This window comes from Streptomyces violaceus (genome assembly GCF_036014075.1).
Lineage (GTDB): Bacteria > Actinomycetota > Actinomycetes > Streptomycetales > Streptomycetaceae > Streptomyces > Streptomyces violaceus.
The window spans coordinates 1,824,586-1,845,809 of record NZ_CP107911.1; the positions used below are offsets into that span (position 1 = coordinate 1,824,586).

At 70.7% G+C, this 21,224-nt stretch carries 17 protein-coding genes; 5 read left to right on the forward strand and 12 right to left on the reverse strand.

Annotated elements, in window-relative coordinates; translation table 11 throughout:
• The first annotated feature begins 160 nt into the window (after positions 1 to 160).
• Entirely contained in the window at positions 161 to 979 is an 819-nt protein-coding gene (locus tag OG542_RS08185) for an AfsR/SARP family transcriptional regulator (protein WP_328409492.1), read from the forward strand.
• Between the two features lie 24 nt (positions 980 to 1,003).
• On the opposite strand, the gene OG542_RS08190 is transcribed toward OG542_RS08185, so the two are convergent.
• From OG542_RS08190 to OG542_RS08205, 4 genes are all read right to left on the reverse strand, one after another.
• Positions 1,004 to 1,738: a thioesterase II family protein gene (locus OG542_RS08190; protein ID WP_328409494.1), complete on the reverse strand. Its 735-nt coding sequence runs from the start codon at positions 1,736 to 1,738 to the stop codon at positions 1,004 to 1,006.
• Between the two features lie 98 nt (positions 1,739 to 1,836).
• A complete protein-coding gene (locus OG542_RS08195) occupies positions 1,837 to 3,069 on the reverse strand; it encodes a beta-ketoacyl-[acyl-carrier-protein] synthase family protein (RefSeq protein WP_328409496.1) in 1,233 nt (410 codons plus the stop codon).
• Entirely contained in the window at positions 3,069 to 3,308 is a 240-nt protein-coding gene (locus tag OG542_RS08200) for an acyl carrier protein (protein WP_020272690.1), read from the reverse strand. The genes OG542_RS08195 and OG542_RS08200 overlap by 1 nt, the downstream gene beginning before the upstream one ends.
• Positions 3,309 to 3,399: 91 nt before the next feature.
• Positions 3,400 to 4,410: a beta-ketoacyl-ACP synthase III gene (locus OG542_RS08205; RefSeq protein WP_328409498.1), complete on the reverse strand. Its 1,011-nt coding sequence runs from the start codon at positions 4,408 to 4,410 to the stop codon at positions 3,400 to 3,402.
• Between the two features lie 357 nt (positions 4,411 to 4,767).
• On the opposite strand from OG542_RS08205, the gene OG542_RS08210 reads away from it, so the two are divergent.
• The 4 genes from OG542_RS08210 (at position 4,768) to OG542_RS08225 (ending at position 8,951) form a co-directional block, all read left to right on the forward strand.
• Entirely contained in the window at positions 4,768 to 5,760 is a 993-nt protein-coding gene (locus OG542_RS08210) for an aldo/keto reductase (protein WP_328409500.1), read from the forward strand.
• Between the two features lie 65 nt (positions 5,761 to 5,825).
• Positions 5,826 to 6,524, forward strand: a complete 699-nt coding sequence (locus tag OG542_RS08215) for an HAD family phosphatase (RefSeq protein ID WP_184589042.1) — start codon at positions 5,826 to 5,828, stop codon at positions 6,522 to 6,524.
• Positions 6,525 to 6,657: 133 nt separating this feature from the next.
• A complete protein-coding gene (locus OG542_RS08220) occupies positions 6,658 to 7,353 on the forward strand; it encodes an HAD family hydrolase (protein WP_193476723.1) in 696 nt (231 codons plus the stop codon).
• Between the two features lie 131 nt (positions 7,354 to 7,484).
• Complete coding sequence (locus tag OG542_RS08225) at positions 7,485 to 8,951, forward strand: MFS transporter (protein ID WP_230529195.1); 1,467 nt, start codon at positions 7,485 to 7,487, stop codon at positions 8,949 to 8,951.
• 53 nt (positions 8,952 to 9,004) lie between these two features.
• On the opposite strand, the gene OG542_RS08230 is transcribed toward OG542_RS08225, so the two are convergent.
• The 8 genes from OG542_RS08230 to OG542_RS08265 form a co-directional block, all read right to left on the reverse strand.
• Positions 9,005 to 10,012, reverse strand: a complete 1,008-nt coding sequence (locus OG542_RS08230) for a ScbA/BarX family gamma-butyrolactone biosynthesis protein (RefSeq protein ID WP_328417834.1) — start codon at positions 10,010 to 10,012, stop codon at positions 9,005 to 9,007.
• A 104-nt stretch (positions 10,013 to 10,116) separates the two neighbouring features.
• Positions 10,117 to 11,721, reverse strand: coding sequence for a carboxylesterase/lipase family protein (locus tag OG542_RS08235; RefSeq protein ID WP_328409503.1), 1,605 nt, complete (start codon positions 11,719 to 11,721; stop codon positions 10,117 to 10,119).
• A 91-nt stretch (positions 11,722 to 11,812) separates the two neighbouring features.
• Positions 11,813 to 13,060, reverse strand: coding sequence for an alginate lyase family protein (locus OG542_RS08240; RefSeq protein WP_328409505.1), 1,248 nt, complete (start codon positions 13,058 to 13,060; stop codon positions 11,813 to 11,815).
• Positions 13,061 to 13,087: 27 nt separating this feature from the next.
• Positions 13,088 to 16,423 (reverse strand): alginate lyase family protein, encoded by a 3,336-nt coding sequence (locus OG542_RS08245; RefSeq protein ID WP_328409507.1) that lies wholly within the window; start codon positions 16,421 to 16,423, stop codon positions 13,088 to 13,090.
• The gene (locus OG542_RS08250; protein WP_328409509.1) at positions 16,420 to 17,949 is read right to left on the reverse strand and encodes a glycosyl hydrolase family 28 protein; all 1,530 of its coding nucleotides are present in this window, start codon (positions 17,947 to 17,949) and stop codon (positions 16,420 to 16,422) included. Before OG542_RS08250 ends, OG542_RS08245 begins: the two co-directional genes overlap by 4 nt.
• A gap of 34 nt (positions 17,950 to 17,983) precedes the next feature.
• The gene (locus OG542_RS08255; protein WP_328409511.1) at positions 17,984 to 18,847 is read right to left on the reverse strand and encodes a carbohydrate ABC transporter permease; all 864 of its coding nucleotides are present in this window, start codon (positions 18,845 to 18,847) and stop codon (positions 17,984 to 17,986) included.
• On the reverse strand, positions 18,844 to 19,839 hold the full coding sequence (locus tag OG542_RS08260) for a carbohydrate ABC transporter permease (protein ID WP_328409513.1): 996 nt from the start codon (positions 19,837 to 19,839) through the stop codon (positions 18,844 to 18,846). The genes OG542_RS08255 and OG542_RS08260 overlap by 4 nt, the downstream gene beginning before the upstream one ends.
• The gene (locus tag OG542_RS08265; protein WP_328409515.1) at positions 19,836 to 21,185 is read right to left on the reverse strand and encodes an extracellular solute-binding protein; all 1,350 of its coding nucleotides are present in this window, start codon (positions 21,183 to 21,185) and stop codon (positions 19,836 to 19,838) included. The genes OG542_RS08260 and OG542_RS08265 overlap by 4 nt, the downstream gene beginning before the upstream one ends.
• Positions 21,186 to 21,224 lie beyond the last annotated feature (39 nt).

Consider the following 21,224-nt stretch of genomic DNA (forward strand, 5'->3'; position numbering starts at 1 on the left):
ACAGGAAACGATCGCGCTACGGGCGACTTTTTGCCCGCTTCGTAAGGTTGGTGACCTGCCGTTACCTCCCGTAAGGCGCCGAACCCGCGAACGACACCGGTAGAAACATGGGCTACAGTCCATTGATAAACCGCTACACAGAAGCCCAGGAGGAGGACGGATGATCGCCAGAGTGCTGGGTCCCCTGCGCGTGACCATGAACGGCGTGTCGGTGGTCCCCACGGCGCTGAAGGCCAGGAAGCTCCTCGCCGTGCTCATCCTGAACCGGGGCCGCGTGGTGCAGCGGGCCGCCATCGAGCGCGAACTGTGGGGCCTCGACGTGCCCATGAGCGCCTCGACGGGCATCCAGAACTGCGTCATGCAGATCCGCAAGAGCATCGGCCGCGCCGTCGACGGCGGCCCCTCGGACCGTCTCCCCAAGGAGACGCTGATCACCGAGGCCACCGGTTACCGGCTCGAAGTCCCCGGCGAACAGTTCGACATCGTCGGCTACCACCGGCTCGTGTCGGCGGCGGGAGAGGCGGAGGCCAGGGGGGACCTGTCCCAGGCGTCGGCCCAGCTCAGCAACGCGCTGAAGCTGTGGCGGGACGCGCCCCTGGCCGATGTGCCGGCCGGGCCCGTGCTGCACCCGCACGTGCTACGGCTGGAGGAGGACCGCAAGGCGGTGCTGAGCCAGCGCGTCGGCCTGGACCTGCGGTTGCGCCGTTACGCCGAGGTCGTCGGCGAACTGCACGCCCTCGTGGCACTCAACCCCTACGACGAGGTGCTGCACGAGTACCTGATGCTGGCGCTGTACCTCTCCGGGCGCCGCAACGACGCGCTGGCGGTCTATCAGGGCCTGCGTGCCGCGCTGACCGACGGGATCGGCCTGGAGCCCTCGCACCGTGTGCGTCGCCTCCAGCAGCAGATCCTGAACTGTGACGACGCGCTGGAGCACACGTTCCTCGACGACCGCTCCCCCCACCTCGTCGGGGCGTAGCGGCTCCGAGCGGGTGGGCGGCGGTCAGCGGGGCAGGGACGCGACGAGCTCTTCGAGCAGGACGCCCTGACCGTACGGGGTGAAGGGGAAGAAGTGCCCGCCCTGGGCGAGCCGGGCACGGAACGGGCCCGATGTGAAGCTGGCCCACAGCGGCAGCACGCCCGGCGGGACGAGCGGGTCGTCCGTACCGGCCAGCGCGGTCACCGGCACGGTGAGCCGGAGAGGCTCCACGGCGCGCAGCGCGTCCCGCGCGAGCGAGAGGTCATGGGCCAGGACCTGCCGTGCGGGGCTGAGCGACGCATCGCGCAGTGCGTCGGCGGGCAGACGGTGGGTCGCGAGGATCTCGGTCAACTCGGCTGCGGAACCCGGGCGTTCCGGGCGCGGCCGGCTTCGAGCGCCCGGTTGGGAACAGCTCACGACCAGACCGTCGCAGCGTCCCCCGCCCGCATGGGCGACGGCGAGCGCCAGCAGCCCTCCCAGACTGTGCCCGTAGAAGACGGTGGGTGCGGGGGCGAGATCGCGCAGTCCGCGGCGGATGCCCGACACGGCCGCGGTCAGCGTCGTACGGGGTGCGAGGCCCGCGCGCCGCTCCCGCCCGGGCAGCGTGACGCCCACCACCTCCACCGTGTCCGGCAGGCCGGCCAGGACGCTCGAGTAGCGCTGCGCGCCCGCGCCGGCGTGCGGGAAGACGACGACGCGGCTGCCGCGCCGTGCCGAGGGACGCAGCACGTGCGTCCAGTCGTCGGAGTGGGGAAGCATGCTCATTCCTTGGTGGGTCGGCGCGGCGGTCGGAACGACGCGGGCTCTCCGGGCCGGGAGCGTGCTCCCGGCCCGGAGAGCCCGGCCTGCCGTGGGACTCAGGCCGCCGTGATGACGAGCGCGGCGTTGTGGCCCCCGAATCCCAGCGAGGTGCTGACGGCGACGTCCACCGGGGTGGTACGGGGTTCGCCGCTGACCACGTCCAGCCCGATGGCGGGGTCCGGGTTCTTCAGGTTCGCCGTCGGCGGCACCGTGCCGTGCTGCACGGCCAGCACCGTGTACGCCGCCTCGATGGCACCCGCGGCCGCCAGCGCATGGCCGGTGACCCCCTTGGTCGACGTGACCAGGGGCGCCTCGCCCAGGACACGGCGCAGCATCCTGCCCTCGACGAGGTCGTTCATCGCGGTGGCGGTGCCGTGTGCGTTGACGTGGCGGACGTCCGAGGGGGCGACCCCCGCGTCCGCCAGGGACGCGCGCAGTGCTCGCTCGATGCCCTCCCCTTCGGGGTGCGGGGCGGTGGCGTGGTGGGCGTCGGAGGAGGATCCGTAACCGCTGACGAGGGCGCGGATCCTCGCGCCCCGGGCGCGGGCGTCCGCCTCCCGTTCCAGGACGAGCACGCCCGCCGCCTCGGCGGCCACGAAGCCGTCCCGCTCCGCGTCGAACGGTTTGCCCGCGTGCTCGGGTGCGTCCCCCGACTTGGAGAGGGCGCCCATCTTGCACAGCCCGGCCATCACCGTGGGAGTCAGCGCGGACTCGCTGGCGCCCGCGAGCACGATGTCGCAGACGCCGGAGCGCAGCAGGTCCCTGGCGGTGCCGATGGCGGTCGCGCCGGACGCGCACGCGGTGGCGGTGACCAGACTCGGCCCCCGGGCACCGCAGTCGATCGCCACATAGCCGGCGACCATGTTCGGCATGTACTTCGTCACCAGGAGGGGCGAGACCTTGTCGGGACCGCGATCGCGCAGCGTGTCGTGCTGCTCCGCGAAGGTGGCGGCGCCGCCGAGCGAGTTGCCGAGCACCACCCCGACCCGGGTGCCGTCCCAGGCCGTGGAGTCCCATCCGGCGTCGGCGACGGCCATCCGGGAGGCCACGATGGCGAGTTGGACGAAGCGCTCCAGCTGCCAGCCGGCGAAGCCGCCCAGCAGTTCACCGGCGTCGAAACCCGGTACCCGGCTGGAGAAGTCCACCGACAGCTCGCCGAGTGCGGGGTCGCGCGTGGCGCAGGAGCGTCCTGACAGCACCCGCTCCCAGTTCTCCTCGACGCCGAGTCCGGCCGGGGTCACCAGGCCCAGACCGGTGACGGCTGTGCCGTTCGTACGACCGTCCGCCATCAGACCGCCGCTCCCTTGGCCGACAGGAGCTGGACCAGGTCGTCCAGGGTGTGCTCCTCGGTGAGTTCACCGTCCGCTATCTCCACACCGAACTCCTTGTCCAGGACGAGGCCGAGCTCGATCAGGACCAGGGAGTCGAAGGACAGCTTGCCGAGGGTCACCTCGGACGCGATGATCTCGGGCTTGACCTTGAACTGGTCGGAGAGAAGGACCGAGACCCGCTCCGCGATTGCCTGCATGGTGTGTCTCCTTGGGATGCGATGAGTGGGGATGCGATAAGTGGGGATGCGATGAGTGGTGAGGGAGGGTGAGGTCGGGGGTGAGCCGGTGTCAGACCGCCGTGATGTCCGGCCATTCGAGCGCCACGGACCCCCAGGTGAGCCCGCCGCCGAATCCGCCGAGCACGACGCGCCGGCCGGGGCGCAGTTCGCCGTCGGCCGACGCGTCGGCCAGGACGAGCGGGATCGAGGCCGCGACGGTGTTGCCGACCCGCTCGATGTTGGCGGGGAACCGTTCGAGCGGCAGGTCGAGGCGTTCGGCGACCGCCGCCAGGATGCGCGCGTTGGCCTGGTGGAGGACGACGTGGTCGATGTCCTCGACGGCCCAGCCCGCGGCCTCGGCCGTTGTGGTCACGGAGGCCGCCATGTGGCGCACGGCCTCCCCGAAGACCGGGCGGCCCTCCATGGTGAAGTAGGCGGCCTCCGTCTCGGCCGGCAGGCCGGTGGACCGCTGCCGTGAGCCGCCGGCCGCGACCTGGATGAGGTCGCTCTGGCTGCCGTCGCTGCCGAGGTGGAGCCCCTTCAGCGCGCCCGGCTCCGTCGCCTCGCCGGCGCGCAGGTACACCGCTCCCGCGCCGTCCCCGAAGATGGCCCGGGTCGTACGGTCGGCCGGGTTGAGGATGGTGGAGAAGGTGTCCGCCCCGATGACCAGCACGGAGCGCGCGAAGCCCGCCTGGAGGAAACCGGCCGCCGTCCCCAGGGCGTAGACGAAGCCCGTGCACACGGCGGCGATGTCGAACGCGCCGACACCGCCGAGCCCCAGCCGGTCGGCGACTTCGGGCGCGGTGGCCGGGCAGGGGCGGTCCGGAGTGCTGGTGGCGACCACGACGACGTCGGCCCGCTCCTCGCCCGCGGACTTCAGGGCCCTGCGGCCGGCCTCGACGGCGAGATCCCCGGTCGATCCGCCCGGGTCGATGACATGGCGGCGGCGGATCCCGGTCCGGCTGCTGATCCACTCGTCCGAGGTGTCCAGCTGCCGGGCGAGGTCGTCGTTGGTGACCACGGTGGGCGGTACCCAGCTTCCCAGTCCGGCGACGACCGCCGCGCGGTCCGAGCCGGTCATCCGGCGTCTCCGGCACCGTAAGACGTCTTCGAGGTGCTGCTGTCAGCCACAGCCGTTGTCGCTGTCGTAGCCGTCACTGCGTTGTTCCTCCTGGCTGGTGTCGTGGTGCACCGATGCGCTCCGGCGCCTCTCGGAGGTCTCACTGTGGCAACGCGTGCTCCGCTTTCCCTCACCACCGGCCCACGCAGGGCACATGTGCCGCTCACGTCGGCCGTGAGCGGCACATGAGTGGTGCGTAAGTACGCGTTGCCAGCATGGAGAACGTCCGGTGGCGGCCCTGCCGCGCGGTGCAGGCGGAACGTGCTCCGGACACCGCTTCACACGACCCGGCTCACGACCGCGCACGAGGAGAACTGAGTGCAGCAACGCAGGATAGGAACCGACGGTCCGGTGGTCTCCGCGATCGGTCTCGGCTGCATGGGGATGTCGGAGTTCTACGGCCCGACCGACGAGGCCGAGTCCCTGGCGACCCTTCAGGCGGCCCTGGACAGCGGGGTCACGCTGCTCGACACCGCCGACATGTACGGCAAGGGCCACAACGAGCGCCTGGTGGGCCGGGCCATCGCGGGCCGCCGCGACCAGGTGGTCCTCGCGACCAAGTTCGGCATCCGGCGCGACGACAGCGACCCGAGGCAGGGCCGGAACATCGACTCCAGTCCGGAGCACTGCCGGAAGGCTGTCGACGCCTCGCTGCAGCGCCTGGGCGTCGACCACATCGACCTCTACTACCTTCACCGCAAGAGCCCCGACATCCCCGTCGAGGAGACCGTCGGAGCCATGGCGGAGCTGGTGCGGGCCGGCAAGGTCGGGCATCTGGGGCTGTCCGAGGTGACCGCGGAGACCCTGCGCAGGGCGCACGCCGTCCACCCCATCGCGGCTCTGCAGACCGAGTACTCGCTGTGGACCCGCGAGGTGGAGCAGGAGGTCCTGCCGGTGGCCCGGGAGCTGGGCACCTCGCTCGTGGCGTACTCGCCGATCGGGCGGGGTTTCCTGACCGGTGCGATCAGCCGGCCCGAGGACCTGGACCCCACCGACTTCCGGCACTCGCACCCCCGCTTCCAGCAGGAGCACCTGGCGCGCAACATCCGCATGGTCGAGCGGCTGCGCGAACTCGCCGAGAGCTACGGCTGCAGCCCCGTACAGCTGGCGCTGGCCTGGCTGCTGGCCCAGGACGACGACATCGTCCCCATCCCGGGCACCCGTCGGATCGGCTACCTGCGCGAGAACGTCGCCGCCGCCGAACTGCGGCTCACCGACGAGCAACTGGCCGCCGTGTCGGCCGCGGTGCCCCACGACGTCGTCTCCGGCGAGCGCTACGACCCCGCCGGCATGGCGACCGTCGGCCACTGACCGGCCCGCCCCGCATCTCCCTTCGCCTCACTTCACCACCAACCCCCGATCCCACGAGGAATCCCATGGCAGACAAGCTCAAGCAGCTCAAGCTGGCCGCCGTCAACATCGACGGCGTCCTGCTGAACGACACGTTCAGCCCCGTCATCCACAACTTCATCGTCAGCCGTGGCGGCGAGTACACCGCCGACGTCGAGCGGAGCATCTTCTCCCAGCCGCAGCTGGTGGGCGGCCAGGGCATGGCGAACGCCGCCCGCGTCCCGTGGACCGCGCAGGAGGCGATCGACGTCTACTTCAAGGAGCGGGAGGAGTACACCCGCGAGCACCCGGTCGAGCTGCTCGACGGTGCGATCGACCTGCTGCGCCGGCTGCGCGGGCTGGGGCTGAAGACGGTCAGCTACGGCGGCCTCGCCAAGTCGCACTTCGACCACTTCCTGGGCGAGCACGCCGACCTCTTCGACGAGCCCGGCTACGTCTGCACCAACGACTTCCGCCCCGGCCTGCGCGAGATCACCACCGAGGTCTTCGGCCTGAAGTACGACGAGGTGCTGTTCATCGACGACGTGGCCCGGGTGGCGGAGGTCGCCAAGGCCCTCGACATCCCCTTCATCGGCCACCCCAGCTCCTTCGAGCACAGCTTCCAGCCGCAGCTGATGCGCGAGTCCGGCGCCCGGCACATCGTCGACTCGCTGCACTCCATCGACGAGGAGCTGCTGCGCACCCTCGACGCCGAGGCCGCCGCGCACTCCGTCTGGCGCGACTGAGCCGACGCGCCGTCCCGCGTGCCGGACCGGCCGCGGGCCGGCCCGTCCGGCACCGCCGGCGCCCCCCTCCCTCGCCCCGCGCGGTCCAGGCCTTCCCGGCCGCGCCTCCCTTCACCCACCCAGGAGTTACGCCTTGGACCGCGCCGCTTCCCCGCAGACCGTGCTGCTGGACTTCGACGGAGTGCTGAGCCTGAACGCGTCGAGCCTGCTGCTGCTCGCCCTGCACGAGGGCATCAACCGCCACACCGAGTTGCCGATCGAGGCGACGGTCACGCAGTTCAAGGCCATCAGCACCTTTCCCCAACGGGAGAGCCTGCGCGTGCTGTTCGCGGGCCTCGGTATCGAGCAGCACCTGAACGCCGAGATCGACGCGCTCAGGTCGCTGACCTCCGTCCAGGGCACGCCGCTGGCCCTCGGCGAGGGCGTGGAGGTGTTCTGCGCGCAGCAGCGGGCCCTGGGCGTGCGGTTGCGGGTGTTCTCCACGATGGACCGCACCACCGCGCGTCGCTCGCTGCTCGACGGCCTGTTCGGGCCCGAGGACTATGTGGCGCTGGACCACGCCTCCAAGGCCGATCCGGACACCTACGCGGCTCTGCTCGCGACCGAGGGCGAAGTGGATCCGGGACAGTGGCTGCTGGTGGACGACTCCCCGCTCGCCCTGCGCGCGGCCAAGATCGCGGGGCTGCGTACGGTGCTGATGCGCGGCGCGGTCTTCTCGGACGACGACGCGTCGGCGTTCGGGTCCTTCATCGACGCGCGGGTGAGCACGTTCGCGGAACTCGGCGCTCTTCTCACCGCCCAGGATGCCTCGCCGGCCTCCCGGCTCTGAAAAAACTCCCCCTCCCCCGATAGGTTCCGATGTCCCAGTCACCTGTTGATTCCGAGCTGTCACCCCCCAGGACCGTCCCCGCGGAGACCGCCCCCCGGGCGGACAGTGCCGTCGGTCCCACACGGGTGCTGGTGGCCATCGCTCTGGCCGCCGTGATGCTGCCCATCTCCGTCACGGGGCCGGGCGTCGCCCTCGCCGACATGTCCGGCGCGCTCAACGCCTCGGCCGCCTCCACCCAATGGGTGCTGAACGCCTACAACGTGGCGTTCACCGCCTTCATGCTCGCGGCCGGTTCCGCGGCCGACCTCTTCGGGCGCCGCCGGCTGTTCCTGAGCGGCACGACCGTCTTCGCGCTGGCCTCGCTCGTCGCGGGCACCGCCCCCACGATCCTGCTCGTGGACCTGGCGCGCTTCGTTCAGGGCATGGGCGCGGCAGCGGTGCTGACCAGCGGTTCCGCGCTGCTCGCCCACACGTTCAGCGGGGCTGCCCGGGCCAGGGCCTTCGGCATCTTCGGCGCCTCGATCGGCTTCGGCCTGGCGATGGGGCCGTTCGTGTCCGGCCTGCTGGTGGGCGTGGCGTCCTGGCACGCCGTGTTCCTGGTCAACGTCCTGCTCGGCGCGGTCGTGCTCGTCCTGGCCCGGCCGCTGCCCGAGTCGAAGAACCCGGGTGCGCGGCGCATCGACCTGCCCGGTGTGCTGACCTTCACCCTGGCCCTCATGCTGCTCGCCCTCGGCTTCGTCGAGGGACCCTCGCAGGGGTGGGGCGGAGTCGTCACACTCGGATCCTTCGCGGGCGCGGCGCTGTTCCTCGCTCTGTTCGTCGTGGTCGAACTGCGCGTCGCCGAGCCGATGTTCGACCTGAGCCTGCTGCGGCGCCCCACGTTCGTCGCCATCATCTGGCAGCCGGTCAGCATCGTCTTCGCGTTCGCGGCCCTGCTGGTCTACCTGCCGCCCTACTTCCAGGGCGCGGGCGGCGCGGGGTCGACGATGTCCGGTGCGATGCTGCTGCCGCTGACACTGCCTGTCTTCATCCTGCCGCTGTTCACCGGCACGCTGGTGCGGTTGCTGTCGGTGCGGATGCTGCTCGCCGTCGGACCTGCGGTGCTGGCCGTCGCGCTGTTGCTGATGACGTTCACCGACCCGCTGTCGTCCCGCACCGGGCTGTACGCGGCGCTGTTGCTGGCGGGTGTCGGCATCGGTCTGGCCTTCGGCGTCATGGACAACGCGGCGGTCAGTGTGGTTCCGGCCGAGCGCAGCGGTATGGCGTCGGGCATGTTCAACACTCTCCGGGTCGCCGGCGAGACGATCGGCGTCGCGTGTGTGGGCGGGCTGCTGCTCACCTCGACCCGTCAGCAGTTGGCGGGCGGCGGAGGCGGCGCCAGTGGTGCGATGGCCGACGACGTGGTCCAGGGCCGTCTGGGCTCCGTGCGCGAGAGCGGCGGAGAGGACCTGGTGGACCGGGCGGTACAGGGTCTCCAGCACGGGTGGAGCGTCGTCTACGTGGTGCTGGCCTGTGTGGCCCTCGCCGGTGCGATCGCCATCTTCACCATGGTCCGCGACCGTGACCTGGACCAGTCCTCCACCGCCCAGGACGTGTAAGCCGCTACGAGAAGACGGTCCGGACCCTTGGGGTCCGGACCGTCTTTTCGCGGTTACCGTCCCGCGCCGCCGCGTTCCAGCGTGAAGGCCGCCCGGGCGACACTGCGCCCGCCCTGCTCGAACGTCACGGGTATCGAGACGACCCCGGCACCGGCGTCCCCCGACCCATGGCCGTCGCCGCCGTCGCCGACCACCGTCAGGGGTTCGTCGAGTTCCGCGTAGGCGTTGAACGAGGCCTCGAGGCCCGTGACCGACCACGCCGCCGCCGGCGCCCCGTAGAGCTCCTCGGCGGTCAGCAGGGCCGTCTGCCGTCCCGCCTCCATCAGCACCATGCCGGGCACGTGGTCCTGGGCGTGGTCGAAGAGGCTGGGGTGCCCGCCGGCCACCAGCAGCCGTGCCCGCACCTGCCGGCCGTCGGTGACCGGGTCGAGCAGCACCACGTTCTCCGGCCGCTGCCGGCCCACGCGCCCGGGCCGCACGAGGCCCTCCGTGGCCGGCCGCCGGTAGGACTCGGACGTCGGGGTGCCGCCGCCGTCCCGGCGGCCGCGGAGCATCCCGTACACGCTGTCGGCGACGTACTTCACCCGCATGGTCACCTCGCCCACCGGCCGCCCGGACACGGTGATCGCCATGCGGTACCGCAGACCGCGCAGCGAGCCCCCGACCCACTGCGCGTCGTGCGTCGTGACCGCGATCGTCACCTCGGCCGGCCCGTGGGCCGGCGCGAGCGCGGCCAGGCCCGGCAGTTCCATCGACCACTGCTGGAGAACGAACTTGGTGCCGTCCGGCGCACCGAAGTGCGCGTGCACCGCGTGCGTCTCGGCCTGGCGGCAGCACTCCAGCAGGAACAGCGGATCGACCGCGGACCAGGTCGTGTGGTCGGTGTAGTAGGCGTGGGACGGCGGCAGTTGCGCCCCGGCCACGAAGTGGCTGTCGTCGACCGCCGTGCTGTCGGTCAGGAACACCTCCGACAGCGCCCGGCGGTGTACGAGCGCTTTCGCCACGGTGTGCTCGAACGTGAGCGCACGCAGCGCAGCGCCGACGCTGTCCGTCTCGGCCATCACGGTCACGCGAATCCCCTTTTCCCAGACTGTCCTTGACGACGGCCCACGCTCCCAGCGACGGCTCACGCCCACCTCACGCACTCATCACGCCGCGTGGATCCTCAGTGCCGGCGGAGTGCGCCGGAGCGACGGAGCCGCCGTACGGCTGACCGCAGTTCCGTACTGCGTGCGGGCGAACCGTCGGCCGGGTCGGATGCGCGGGTGGATTCCTCGGGCGTGACGGCGTCGGCCGCCCAGAGGGCGAGTTCACGGTCCCGGGTGCCGTACGCCGTATAGGCCACACCGTCCTCGGCATCCGGTGCGCGGTCTCCGAAGACACGCACCGGATGGGCCGCGTCCCAGCGCTCCCAGCCCGGTTCGCCGTCCGTGGCGAAGCGCACCCACGCCGCGTGCATCGCGTCGGCCAGGTCCTGCGGAGCGCCCTCACCGGCCAGTTTGCGGGACTCGGGGACCTCGCCGGTGTCGAAGACGAAACCGAGCTCCAGCGCGTGGCAGGCGCCGAGGCCGGGGAGGTTCGAGGGCCAGGCGAACTCGTAGACGTACGAGGGTTCCGTCCGGGCGTCGGCCAGGTGGTGCAGGGGGATGCGGAGGAGGTGGTCGGTGACGAGCTGACCGACGAGGTCCGCCGTGCTCGCGTCGGGGTGCAGGGCGCGGTAGCCGCGGGGGACCTCGCTGCCGCAGTGACAGCGGGCCATGGCACCGGCCAGGGCGACGGCCCCGAGGCGGTCGACCCGCTCCAGGAGGCCGCCCGGGACCAGCCACAGCCGGTACTCGTCCCGGGTCCAGCCCAGCAGCAGCTCGACCCCGGGGGCCGCGCCGCCCTCGGTGAGGGCCTCCAGGGGGTCGCGCGGGACGGTGTCGCCGTCGATGACGATGCCGAAGGCGGGGCCGCCGACGACCGGGCTGCTCAGCTTGCCCACCTCGGCCTGGGTGCTCAGCAGCAGGTCGCGGTCGACGGCGGCGAAGGCCTCGGCGGTGGCGGGGATCTTCAGCCGGGTGGCCATACGGCGCACCATCCGCCGTACCTTGGCCCGCTCGGACGCCTCGGGCGGCCCGCTCTGCAGGACCGCCCGCCGGACCAGACCCTGGGTCTGCGGGGCGGCGACGAGGGCGCCGATACTGATCGCCCCGGCGGACTGGCCGGCGAGGGTGATGCGGCCGGGGTCGCCGCCGAAGGCCTCGATGGCCCCGTGCACCCAGGTCAGGGCGACGATCTGGTCGCGCAGGCCGGGGTTAGGGGGCGTGTCGGGGAACAGTCCGTAGCCCTCGACGCCCAGCCGGTAGTTGACCGAGACACAGACGACGCCGTCGCGGGCGAAGGCATGGCCGTCGTAGACGGGTACGGCGGAGGACCCCCTGGTCAGGGCGCCGCCGTGCAGCCAGACGAGGACGGGGAGGCGGGCTCCGGGATCCGGCTGCGGGGTCCAGACGTTGAGGTTGAGGCAGTCGTCGCCGGGCAGGACCGGGTCGGACAGATAGTGGGCGAAGGCGTCGGAGTACGGGGGCTTCGGCGGGGTGGGGCCGAAGACACCGGCGTCCCGCACACCGTCCCAGGGCGGGAGGGGGACGGGCGGGCGGAAGCGGCGGGGGCCGAAGGGCGGCGCCGCGTACGGGATGCCGCGGAAGACCGCGACTCCCCGCTCGTACCTGCCGCGTACGGCCCCGTACGGGCTCCTGACCACGGGATCCGTCTGGCCTGCCGTCATGTGCCACCAGCCCTTCGCCGCGCTCGTGCACCGGTATCACCAGAGCACCACATCGCTCACGGGTATTCCGGTGCACGAACCGGCAGGACGGCTATTTGGCGTACATCAGCGTGCCGAACCCGAGCTGGTCGAAGCCGCCGCTGTCGGTGCCGTAGTCACCCCCTCCGCCTTCGGGGGCGACGGAGAAGCACATCTGGGAGATGTACTTGTCGTCGAGGAGCAGGCGCCGGCCGTAGTGGTAGTGGAGCATCGCCCACACCGGGCGTACCTGGCCGCGTGACCCGGCGCCGGGCACCGTCTGCGACTGCGGGGAGCAGTTCTGGCCGCTTCCCCAGTTGTAGGTGGTGAAGGGCACGTTCATGTTGAGGTTGTACTTGGCGACGTACTGGGCGGCCTTCATGAAGCGGCGGCCGTCGTAGGAGTAGAGGTCCTCGCCCTGGTTCCAGGCCATCTCGCAGATGGCGCCCATCTGGCCCATGCCCATGACGGTGTGGCCCTGGTCGCGGCCGGACTCCTGCCACTGGCCGAGGTCGTAGCCCTCGACGTTGCTGTACAGGAACGGGACGGCGTTCTTGATGGAGCCGTTTCCCGCGCCGTTCTTGAAGTAGTTGACCGCCTGGTCGTACTTGGCGCCGTCGTTGTTGAGGATCCCGATGGCCAGCACGGAGGCCATGTTGCACAGGTCCCAGTTGGCCCAGTAGTTGGTGATGCAGGCGTCGTTGTGGCCGGTCAGGAACTGGTTGTTGAGCGGGTAGAAGACCTTGACCATCATCTCCTGGAAGGCGCCGAGGTCGAAGGCGCCGTAGTCCCGCATGAGTTCGGCCGCGTTGGCGAACTGCCAGCCGTAGAGGCCGGCGGCGAGGAACCGGTCGGCGTTTCCGGTGACCGTCGTCAGCGTGGTCGCCCAGGCGTTGAGGATCCGCGCGGCGCACTGGGCGTTGGCCTCGGTGCCGCCGACCTTCCAGCGCAGCGCGTTCTGGTAGGCGGCCGCGATGTCGTTGTAGAGGAGACCGTAGTTCTGTCCGGTGCCGCCGCGGATGATCGTCGCGGTGGCCCGGGGGTTCCAGGTGGACTGGGAGTGGGAGTTGGCGGTCAGCCGGTTCCAGCCGGACAGCCAGGGGTCGTCGCCCGCGGCGACCCTGACCTTGGCGCGGTTGATGTCGCCGGCGTTGTGGAGCATGCCGGGGTGGGTGAAGGTGCCGGGGGCGGCGTCCGCCGTGGTGGCGGCGGCGCCGGCGCCGAGGGCGAGGGCCGCGGTGAGGCCGCCGGCGGTCTTGAGCAGACCGCGGCGGCTCACCTGGCCGCCCTCGTGGTGCGTGTGGGGGGAAGTGCGGCTCATGTGTCGGCTTCTCCGATCGGTGGAGGGCTACATGGGGGTGATGCTCACCTCGTCGAACTCGGTGGTGCTGCGGGCCAGGGGGTCGCGGGAGCAGACCACGAGGCCCACGTAGTAGGGGGCGTCACCAAAGCCGGGGATGTCTCCCTCGGCGAGGGGGGTGAAGGTGGCGCCGTCGTCGGACGAGGCGGATGCGGTGAAGTGCGTCCCGGTGCGCCTCAGCCGCAGCAGGCAGGGAGCGGTGACCGCCCCGTCGCCCGTGAAGGTGGACTTTCCGGCGACGGTCGGGCGCAGCATCAGCTGGGCGCTCGTGCCGCCGGTGACGATCGCCCCGGCCGCCTGGTCGAACGGCGACAGGGACTTGGCCATGAGCAGACCCACCCGGTCGCCGCCGGCTCCGGCACGGGAGACCAGGCGGACGGTGACCTCGCAGTCACCGCTGACGGGCCGTCGTACGAACTGGCCCGTCATGCCCTGGTTGTTGACGGTGAGGTCGGTCCCGGCGCCCCGCACCACGAAGGTCCCGTCCTGGTGGGCGGTGCAGCCGGGGGTGCGGACGGCGACCACGCCGAGGGTGCCGTAGGCGCGGTCGTCGAGGATGACGTCGCCCAGGTCGCCGTAGGTCCAGGGCGCGGGCGGCGGGGTGCCGACCGAGACGGTGAGGGTGCCGGTCGCCTGCCCGGCGGCGTTGCCCGCGGTGGTGGTGACCGTGAACTCGCCGGTCCGGGTGGGTGTTCCGGAGATCAGGCCGGTGCGCTTGTCGACGCGCAGGCCGTCGGGCAGTCCGTCCGCGGCGAACCGGACCGGCTCGTGGGAGGCCCGCAGGAGGAACGTGAAGGGCACGCCCTTGTTCGCGAACGCCCTGGCGGCCGCGGTGAGCCGGGGCACGGAGGGCGTCGGCATCGTCGCGGCGGCGGACTGCGACAGGGGACCGCGTCCGGCACGGTTGGTCTTGGCGACGGCGTAGTGGTACGTCGTACCCGGTGTGCCGGTGGCGTCGGCGTACCGGACGCGGGTGCCGAAGCCGACCGCGCCGATGCCGGTGGCGATCGTCTCGTAGGGGGCGTCGGCCGCTGCGGCGCGCAGCACCTTGTAGCGGGCCGAGAGGTCCGGGTCGGTCCAGGCCAGCTCGACCGCGTCGGCGCCCGCGGTGGCCCGCAGGTCGCCTGCGGCCGTGGCCGGGCGGGGCACGGACCAGACCTCCCCGGAGGTCCGGGAGACGACGTCGACGTTGTCGAAGGCTCCGGTGCCGGTCTCGGCGTACTCCTCGTCGACGCCGAGGCAGGAGGTGAGGGTGAGGCCGACGTAGGCGGTCGTGCCCAACTCGACCGGGCTGGAGCCGACTTCGGTCCAGCGAATGCCGTCCGGGGAGATGGCTCCGGTGCAGCGGTCGCCCCGGCGGGTCACGCGGACCCAGTACGGCATGCGCAGCCGGTAGCCGTCTCCCGCGCCTTCGACGTACGGGGACTCGAGCGGGGTCGCCGACTCGGGCAGCTCGCCGAGGGAGGAGATCGGGAAGGCGGCGCCGGTCGTGATCGTCTGTTGCTGGGACGGCGGCACGGGCGTGCTGCCGGTGCCCTTGATCCCGGCCCCCGCCTTCGCACGTACGCTCCACACACCGCTCCAGGTGTGCAGCGGCAGGCCCTGGATCAGCATGGCGGCGTGCGCCGCGTCCGCGTCCAGGCCGGCCCGTACGGTGACGCCGATCTTGGAGTACTGGGAGCTGAGCGGCCACACGATCCGCGCGGTGATCGTGCCGTCGCCGCGCAGCGGCAGGTATGCCAGGCGGTGGGTGTCGGCGGTGCCGGACGCCTCCAGCACGAACCGCTCGCCGTCGAAGACGGCGGAGCCGGGGTCCTTCACGTCCCCGACGTCCCGCGTCGACCAGGGGTCGGGCAGCCCGGGCACCGCGGCCGCCCAGGCGGAACGGGCACTGGTGCCATGGGAGTTGGTGGCCGTGACCGTGTAGTAGGACGGCCTGCCCGGGCGGGCGTCACGGTCGGTGTACGCCGGCTCGTCGAGTCCGGTCGCGATCTTCTCGTACGGTCCGTCGGCGCCGGCGGCCCGCAGGACCGTGTACGACTCGGCCCACGCCGACGGCAGCCATGCCACGGTGACGGACTTGCCGCCGCCCACCGCCGTGACACCGGCCGGAGCCGTGGGCTCGGCCGGGGCGGGGGCCTTCGTGCCCGCGAAGGTGAGGGTGCCCCAGCCGGGCAGGTCGTCGTTGCCGCCCTCGACGACGCGGGTGCCGCCCGTGCCGCGGAATACGGCGGCCTTGGTGTAGGGGGTGTCGAGGCCGCGGACGCCGGCGTAGTGCGCGTACGCCATCTCGTAGATCGGGGGCAGGTTGCCGCGTCCGACGGCGGAGACAGACGTCTTGACGTACTTGCCGGTGCGGTCCAGGTCGGGGACGAACGGCACGTCGCCGCCGAGGTTGTAGCGGGCGGCGTACTCGACGTTCTTCAGCAGCCGGTTGCCGTCGAAGGCGTACAGGTCGACGCCCTGGTTCCAGGCGACCTGCGCTGCGTCGGCGAGCAGGCCGACGGCGAGCTGCTCGTGGCCCTGGTCGCGTCCGGACTCCTGGCCCTGTCCCGCGTCGGTGACGATGCGGTGCGGGACGCTGCCGTTGCCCGCGCCGGCGGCGGCGAAGCGCAGCGCGTCCTCGAAGAGGGCCGGCTCCTCGCAGAACACGCCGATGGCCAGGATCGACTGGACGGAGGTGAGGTCCCAGTTGCCGTTGGCGTAGAGCATGTAGCCGGAGATCGCCGGATACCAGACGCGCAGGAAGGACTCCTCGCAGCGCGCGATGTCCTCCTTCGCCCAGCCGTCGTAGCCGCTGTGCCTCAGCAGTTCGGCCGCGTTGACGAACTTGAAGGCCTGGAGGCCCGCGCCGAGGGGCCCGTCGGCGCCGGTGATCGCGGTGAGTGAGGCCGACCAGGCGTTGAGGATGTCCCGGGCCTTGTCGGCGTAGGCGCGCTCGCCGGTGACGCACCACATCAGCGCGGTCTGGTAGGCGGCGGCCGAGTCGGCTACGGCCTGGTTCTGGAAGTTGGTGGGGCCCCGGCCCCAGGAGCTGATCTGGCCGGTGTTCTGGACGGTGTACGTCGACTTGGAGCGTGCGTGGGCGGCGAGGGCAAGATAGCCGTCGTAGACCGGGGATTCCTTGGCGGCGACGGCGGCCTTCATACGCACTATGTCATCGACTGTATGCAGCAGGCCGGGGTGTGTGAACTGAGTGCGACTGGTCTGGTGGCCGGCCGCCCGGGCGGTGGTGGGCGTGAGCAGTCCGCGCGCTCCCGCCACCAGCAGCAGGGCCGCCGTGCCGCCGAGGAAGTTCCGGCGACTTGGAGCAGATGTGGTCATGACGCGGCGGCCGCCTCGGCCTCGGCGGTGGTGAGGAACTTGAGGTTCGTCACATGCTCGTTGACGAACATGGGCACGCCGTCCGAGGCCAGATACCAACTCGGCTTGCCCCTGCTGTCGGCGATCACCCTGCCGTTGACGCGGAGGTTCTCGAAGGTGACGTCCTTGATCGCGTGCTCCGCGTCGAGGCCGGCGATGATCGAGAGGTCGGCGTTCTTGCCGTTGTAGCTGAGGTCCTTGATGTAGACGGACTCGATGCCGCGGCCTGCCGACGTATTGTACTTCGGGTTGTACTCGACCCGCATGTGGATGAACTGGCCCCAGCGGAAGTCCTCCACGCGGATGTTGTCGAACCTGACGTCCCGGACGATGTTGCTGTCACCGACCATGAAGGCGATGGCGCCCTGGTAGGTCACCTGCGGCTCGCGGTGGTCGAGGATGTCGATGTTCTCGTAGCGCAGGTTCTCCAGCACCTCTGGGGTGTCGGAGTTGCCGTGCACGCCGATGTTGACCGGGTGGGCGACGTCGGCCCAGAGGGAGCAGTTCTTGACGGTGATGTTGCGGGTGTCGCCGTAGAAGTCCCAGCGGTGGGTGTAGAGGGCGACGCAGTCGTCGGAGGTGCGCAGGAAGCAGCCGTCGATCGTGACGTTCTCGGAGCAGTAGAGCTGGATGCCGTCACCCCAGCCCTGGTGACTGAAGGCACGCAGATTCCTGATGGTGAGGTTCTTGGACTCGGCGACCCTGATGTTCTCGTACCGGGGGTTGAGGATCGTGACGCCGTCGATCGTGACGTTCTCGCACTTGCGGACGAAGACCGCGCCGCCGGTCGTGTCGTAGACCACGCCGCGGCCGATCAGCCGGGAGTTCTCCACGCCCTCGAAGATCACGTTGGAGGTGAGGACGGCGCCCGGGGCCAGGTAGACGGTGGTGCCGGTGGGCACCTTCAGGGTTCGGTCGGGGTGGGTGTGCAGACCGGGCCCGAAGTACATGACCTTCTTGTCGCCCTCGGTGGGCACGTCCTGCTCGATCGGGTTCGCGAACAGGTGCAGGCAGTCGAAGATCTTGTCGTCGATCTGGACGACGAGGTTGCGGGGCCGGTCCAGGGTGAAGCGCGTGGTGCTGCCGAGCACCTCGGGCTTGATGCCGTACGAGTCCGGGCGGATGCGGACCTTCTCGCCGCCGCCCGGGTTGTACGTGACCTCGACCTCGACCGTGCCGGAGAAGTCGAAGGCGGCCCAGGAGGAGTTCTGGGCTCTGTTGCTGCCGGTGTTCGCGTCGATCAGTGCGAGCTTGGCAAGGTAGACGCCGAGCTTCTGCCAGGTGCCGCCGAGCGGCCGGACCTTGACGGTGAAGGAGTTGTTGACAGGCACCTTCGGAAGCGTGGGGTGGATGACCACGCTGTCGCCGGTGGTGCCGTTCTCCGCCGCGGCGGCTTGTGCGGTGCCGGCGATGCTGCCGGCCAAGCCGGCGGCAGCGATGACACCGGCGGCCTGGAGGGTGGTCCGGCGTGACAGGGGCGTGTTCATGCGCAACTCCTTGCAAAAGGTTCGGTAAGAGGGGTTACTTCAGTCCGGTCGTGGACATCCCGGCGACGAACCCGCGCTGGGCGATCAGGAAGATCAGCAGGATCGGCACGACGTACATCACGGAGGCGGCGGCCTGGAGATTGGCGACGGGCGTTCCGGCCGAGGTGACGTAGGTGGTCATGACGGCGACGGCCAGCGTCGACTTGTCGGTGGACAGCAGCAGTTGCGGGGCGATGTAGTCGCCCCAGGACCAGGTGAAGGCGATCACGAAGCTCGCGGACAGTACCGGCCAGGACTGCGGCAGGAAGATCCGCCAGAAGATCGTGCCGTAGCCGCAGCCGTCGACGATCGCGGCCTCCTCCAGCTCACGGGGCAGCCCGGCGAAGAACTGGCGGAAGAGGAAGACCAGATAGGGGGCGGCGGCCAGTCCCCAGAACACCCACGGCCAGTACGTGTCGACCATGCCGAGCTTGGCGAAGATCAGGTAGGTCGGCAGCAGGGTGATCATCTGGGGCAGCATCATCGAGCCGATGAGAACGCCGAACAGCGTCTTCTTGCCGGGGGCCTCCAGCCGGGCGAAGCCGAAGCCGACCCAGGCCGAGCTGAGTGTGACGAGTGTGGCGTAGATCAGGGCGATGAGCAGGGAGTTGCGGGCGTAGCCGAGGAAGTCGATCAGGTTGAAGGCGTCCGCGAAGTTGTGCCACTGGACGTGGGTGGGCAGCCAGTGCACGGGCGAGGCGGCCAGTTCCGCAGGGGTCTTCAGGCCGGAAAGGATCAGCCACCCGAAGGGGCCGACGAACAGCCCGGTGAGGGCGACGAGCACCGTGTAGAGGACGAGGCGGCCGGCGCGCACCCGCACCCTGGGCGCGGAGTTCGGGGGCAGGCTGGTGGCGGTCACTTCTTCGCCTCCGGGTCGACGTTGTAGAACACCACGCCGGACGTGAACCTGAAGATGAGTCCGGTCACGATGAGGATCAGGACGAAGAGCACCCACAGCAGTGCGGAGGCGTAGCCGTAGCGGCCGAGCGCGAAGTACTGCGAGAACACGTGCATCATGTAGAGGTAGTTGGACTGTGGCAGCGCGGTGACGCCCGCGGTCGTGCCGTCCGGCGACAGCAGCAGCGGCATGATGGTCTGCACGGAGGCGATCACGCCGGTCACCGTCTGGAAGAGCAGCACCGGCGACAGCAGCGGCACGGTGATGCTGCGGAAGGTCCGCCAGGCGCTCGCCCCGTCGATGCGGGCGGCCTCGTGCAGTTCGCGGGGTACGTCCTGGAGCCCGGCCAGCGAGATGATCATGACGTTCCCGGCCGCCCACAGCACGCTCATCAGCAGCACGTAGCGGGCGTAGGGGTCGGCGAGCCAGCCGAGCGCGTCGAAGCCGAAGAGGGTGATGACGCCGTTGGCGGCACCGGAGTTCTGGTCGAAGAGCGCCTTGAAGGTAAGCCCCACGCCGACCGGGGGCACCACGGCCGGCAGATAGAGCAGGGTGCGGAACAGTCCGCGCGCCTTGACCGGCCGGTTGACCAGGACCGCGAGCCCCAGCCCCGCGATGATCGACAGCGGCACCGAGGTGAGGGCGAACAGGCCCGTACGGCCCAGGGAGTTCCAGGTCTGCGGGTCGGAGAACAGCTCGGTGTAGTTGCCGAAGCCGACATAGCTCCAGTGCGGCGAGATGCCGTCGTAGGTGGTGAAGCTCAGCCACAGCGCGTACGCCATGGGTACGACGGTCAGCAGCAGGAAACCGATGATCCAGGGCGAGGTGAACAGGTAGAAAGCGCGATGCCTGCGCGCGGTCATGGAGAGCCGGGGCCGCTGGGCCGGCGTGATGCGGTCGGCGCGCGCGGCCGGGCCGGTGCTCCCCGTGACGGGTATCTGGTCGACCGTCATCCCACCTGCTCCTTACCGCGCTTCAGCTGCTCGTTCATCGCCGAGTTCAGGCGGCCCGCCAGGGCGTCGACGGACATGCGGCCGTTCATCGCGGCCGGAGCTTCCTGGTTGAACAGTGCGTAGAGGGAATCCGCCGTGGCGTAGGGGGTGTAGGCGATCACCGAGAAGTGCTTCAGCTCGGCGTTCTGCACCTTCAGCACCCGCTTCTGGTGGTCCTCCTGGGCCGGCATCAGCGGGCGCAGGGACTTCAGGGTGGGGATGCCCCAGCCGCCGGCGGCGCGGGCCTTGGCCGGTCCCTCGCCGAAGAACCACTCGAAGACCCGCCAGGCGGCGTCCTTGTTCTTCGCCTTCTTCGGCATCCACAGGCCGGTGCCCGCCTGGCAGGGGCTGACCCGCCGGCCGCCCTCGAACACCGGGGCCGGTGCGAGCCGGGCGTGCGGCGCCAGCTTCTTGTCGGAGTTGATCAGGCCTCCGAGCCAGTAGCCGGAATTCGACATGGCCATGCGGTTCGCCTGGAAGGTGGGCCCGTCCCAGGTGTTGGGGTCGGGCTGGATGATGCTGGGGCCGACCTTGGCCCTGCCGTACTCGATGTACCAGTTCAGCGCCTTGCGGGCCTCGGGGGTGGTGAAGTCGATGCGGGAGAAGTCGTCGGTGAAGAGACTGCCTCCGGCCGCCGCCGTGAGGCTCGCCAGCAGGTTGGGCGTGGACACGCCGTTGTAGCTGCCGCCGAAGACGGTCGTCTGGCCGTTCTTGCGCCGCGTGAGCCGCTCGGCGTTCTCCAGCCACTCCTCGAACGTGACCGGCTCGGTCTCCGGCGGGTACTCGACGCCCGCCTGGTCGAAGAGCTCGGTGTTGTACCAGAACATGGAGTCCTGGGAGAAATCCTTCGCCATGCCGTAGCGGGGGCCCTTGCCCTGGGTGCGGCCGTCGAAGCGCCACAGGTCGTTGACGGGGTCCAGGTCGTCGACCTTGAGGACACTGCTCCTGGCGAAGTAGGGGTCCAGACTCTCCATCACGTCGCGCGCCGCGAAGTAGGGCGCGTCCGTGGCGCCGACACCGCGCACCAGGTCGGGCGGGGCGCCGTTCGTCATCATGCCGATGAGCTTGGTGATGTCGTAGCGGACCGTCACGATCTTGACGCCGATGTCCTTCTGGGCCTGTCTGACCAGCTCCGGGGAGAGGTCGTCGGGCTTGGCCATCACCGTGACGGTCTCGCCGTCGCCGCTGACGCCGCTGGAGACCCGCATCGCGCAGCCGCTCAGCGTCGCCGCGCCGGTCGCGGCGCCCGCTGCCGAGAGGGCGAGGAATCGGCGGCGGCTCAGGGAAGCACCAGCACGTGGGTGCATGAACGCACACCTCCTTGCGTTTCCGGCGTGCTTAGCAAC

Coding starts and splice junctions, on each gene's coding strand:
- OG542_RS08185 (WP_328409492.1), top strand. CDS start 161: ATGATCGCCAGAGTGCTGGGTCCCCTGCGCGTGACCATGAACGGCGTG.
- OG542_RS08190 (WP_328409494.1), bottom strand. CDS start 1,738: ATGCTTCCCCACTCCGACGACTGGACGCACGTGCTGCGTCCCTCGGCA.
- OG542_RS08195 (WP_328409496.1), bottom strand. CDS start 3,069: ATGGCGGACGGTCGTACGAACGGCACAGCCGTCACCGGTCTGGGCCTG.
- OG542_RS08200 (WP_020272690.1), bottom strand. CDS start 3,308: ATGCAGGCAATCGCGGAGCGGGTCTCGGTCCTTCTCTCCGACCAGTTC.
- OG542_RS08205 (WP_328409498.1), bottom strand. CDS start 4,410: ATGACCGGCTCGGACCGCGCGGCGGTCGTCGCCGGACTGGGAAGCTGG.
- OG542_RS08215 (WP_184589042.1), top strand. CDS start 5,826: ATGGCAGACAAGCTCAAGCAGCTCAAGCTGGCCGCCGTCAACATCGAC.
- OG542_RS08230 (WP_328417834.1), bottom strand. CDS start 10,012: ATGGCCGAGACGGACAGCGTCGGCGCTGCGCTGCGTGCGCTCACGTTC.
- OG542_RS08235 (WP_328409503.1), bottom strand. CDS start 11,721: ATGACGGCAGGCCAGACGGATCCCGTGGTCAGGAGCCCGTACGGGGCC.
- OG542_RS08240 (WP_328409505.1), bottom strand. CDS start 13,060: ATGAGCCGCACTTCCCCCCACACGCACCACGAGGGCGGCCAGGTGAGC.
- OG542_RS08245 (WP_328409507.1), bottom strand. CDS start 16,423: ATGACCACATCTGCTCCAAGTCGCCGGAACTTCCTCGGCGGCACGGCG.
- OG542_RS08250 (WP_328409509.1), bottom strand. CDS start 17,949: ATGAACACGCCCCTGTCACGCCGGACCACCCTCCAGGCCGCCGGTGTC.
- OG542_RS08260 (WP_328409513.1), bottom strand. CDS start 19,839: ATGACGGTCGACCAGATACCCGTCACGGGGAGCACCGGCCCGGCCGCG.
- OG542_RS08265 (WP_328409515.1), bottom strand. CDS start 21,185: ATGCACCCACGTGCTGGTGCTTCCCTGAGCCGCCGCCGATTCCTCGCC.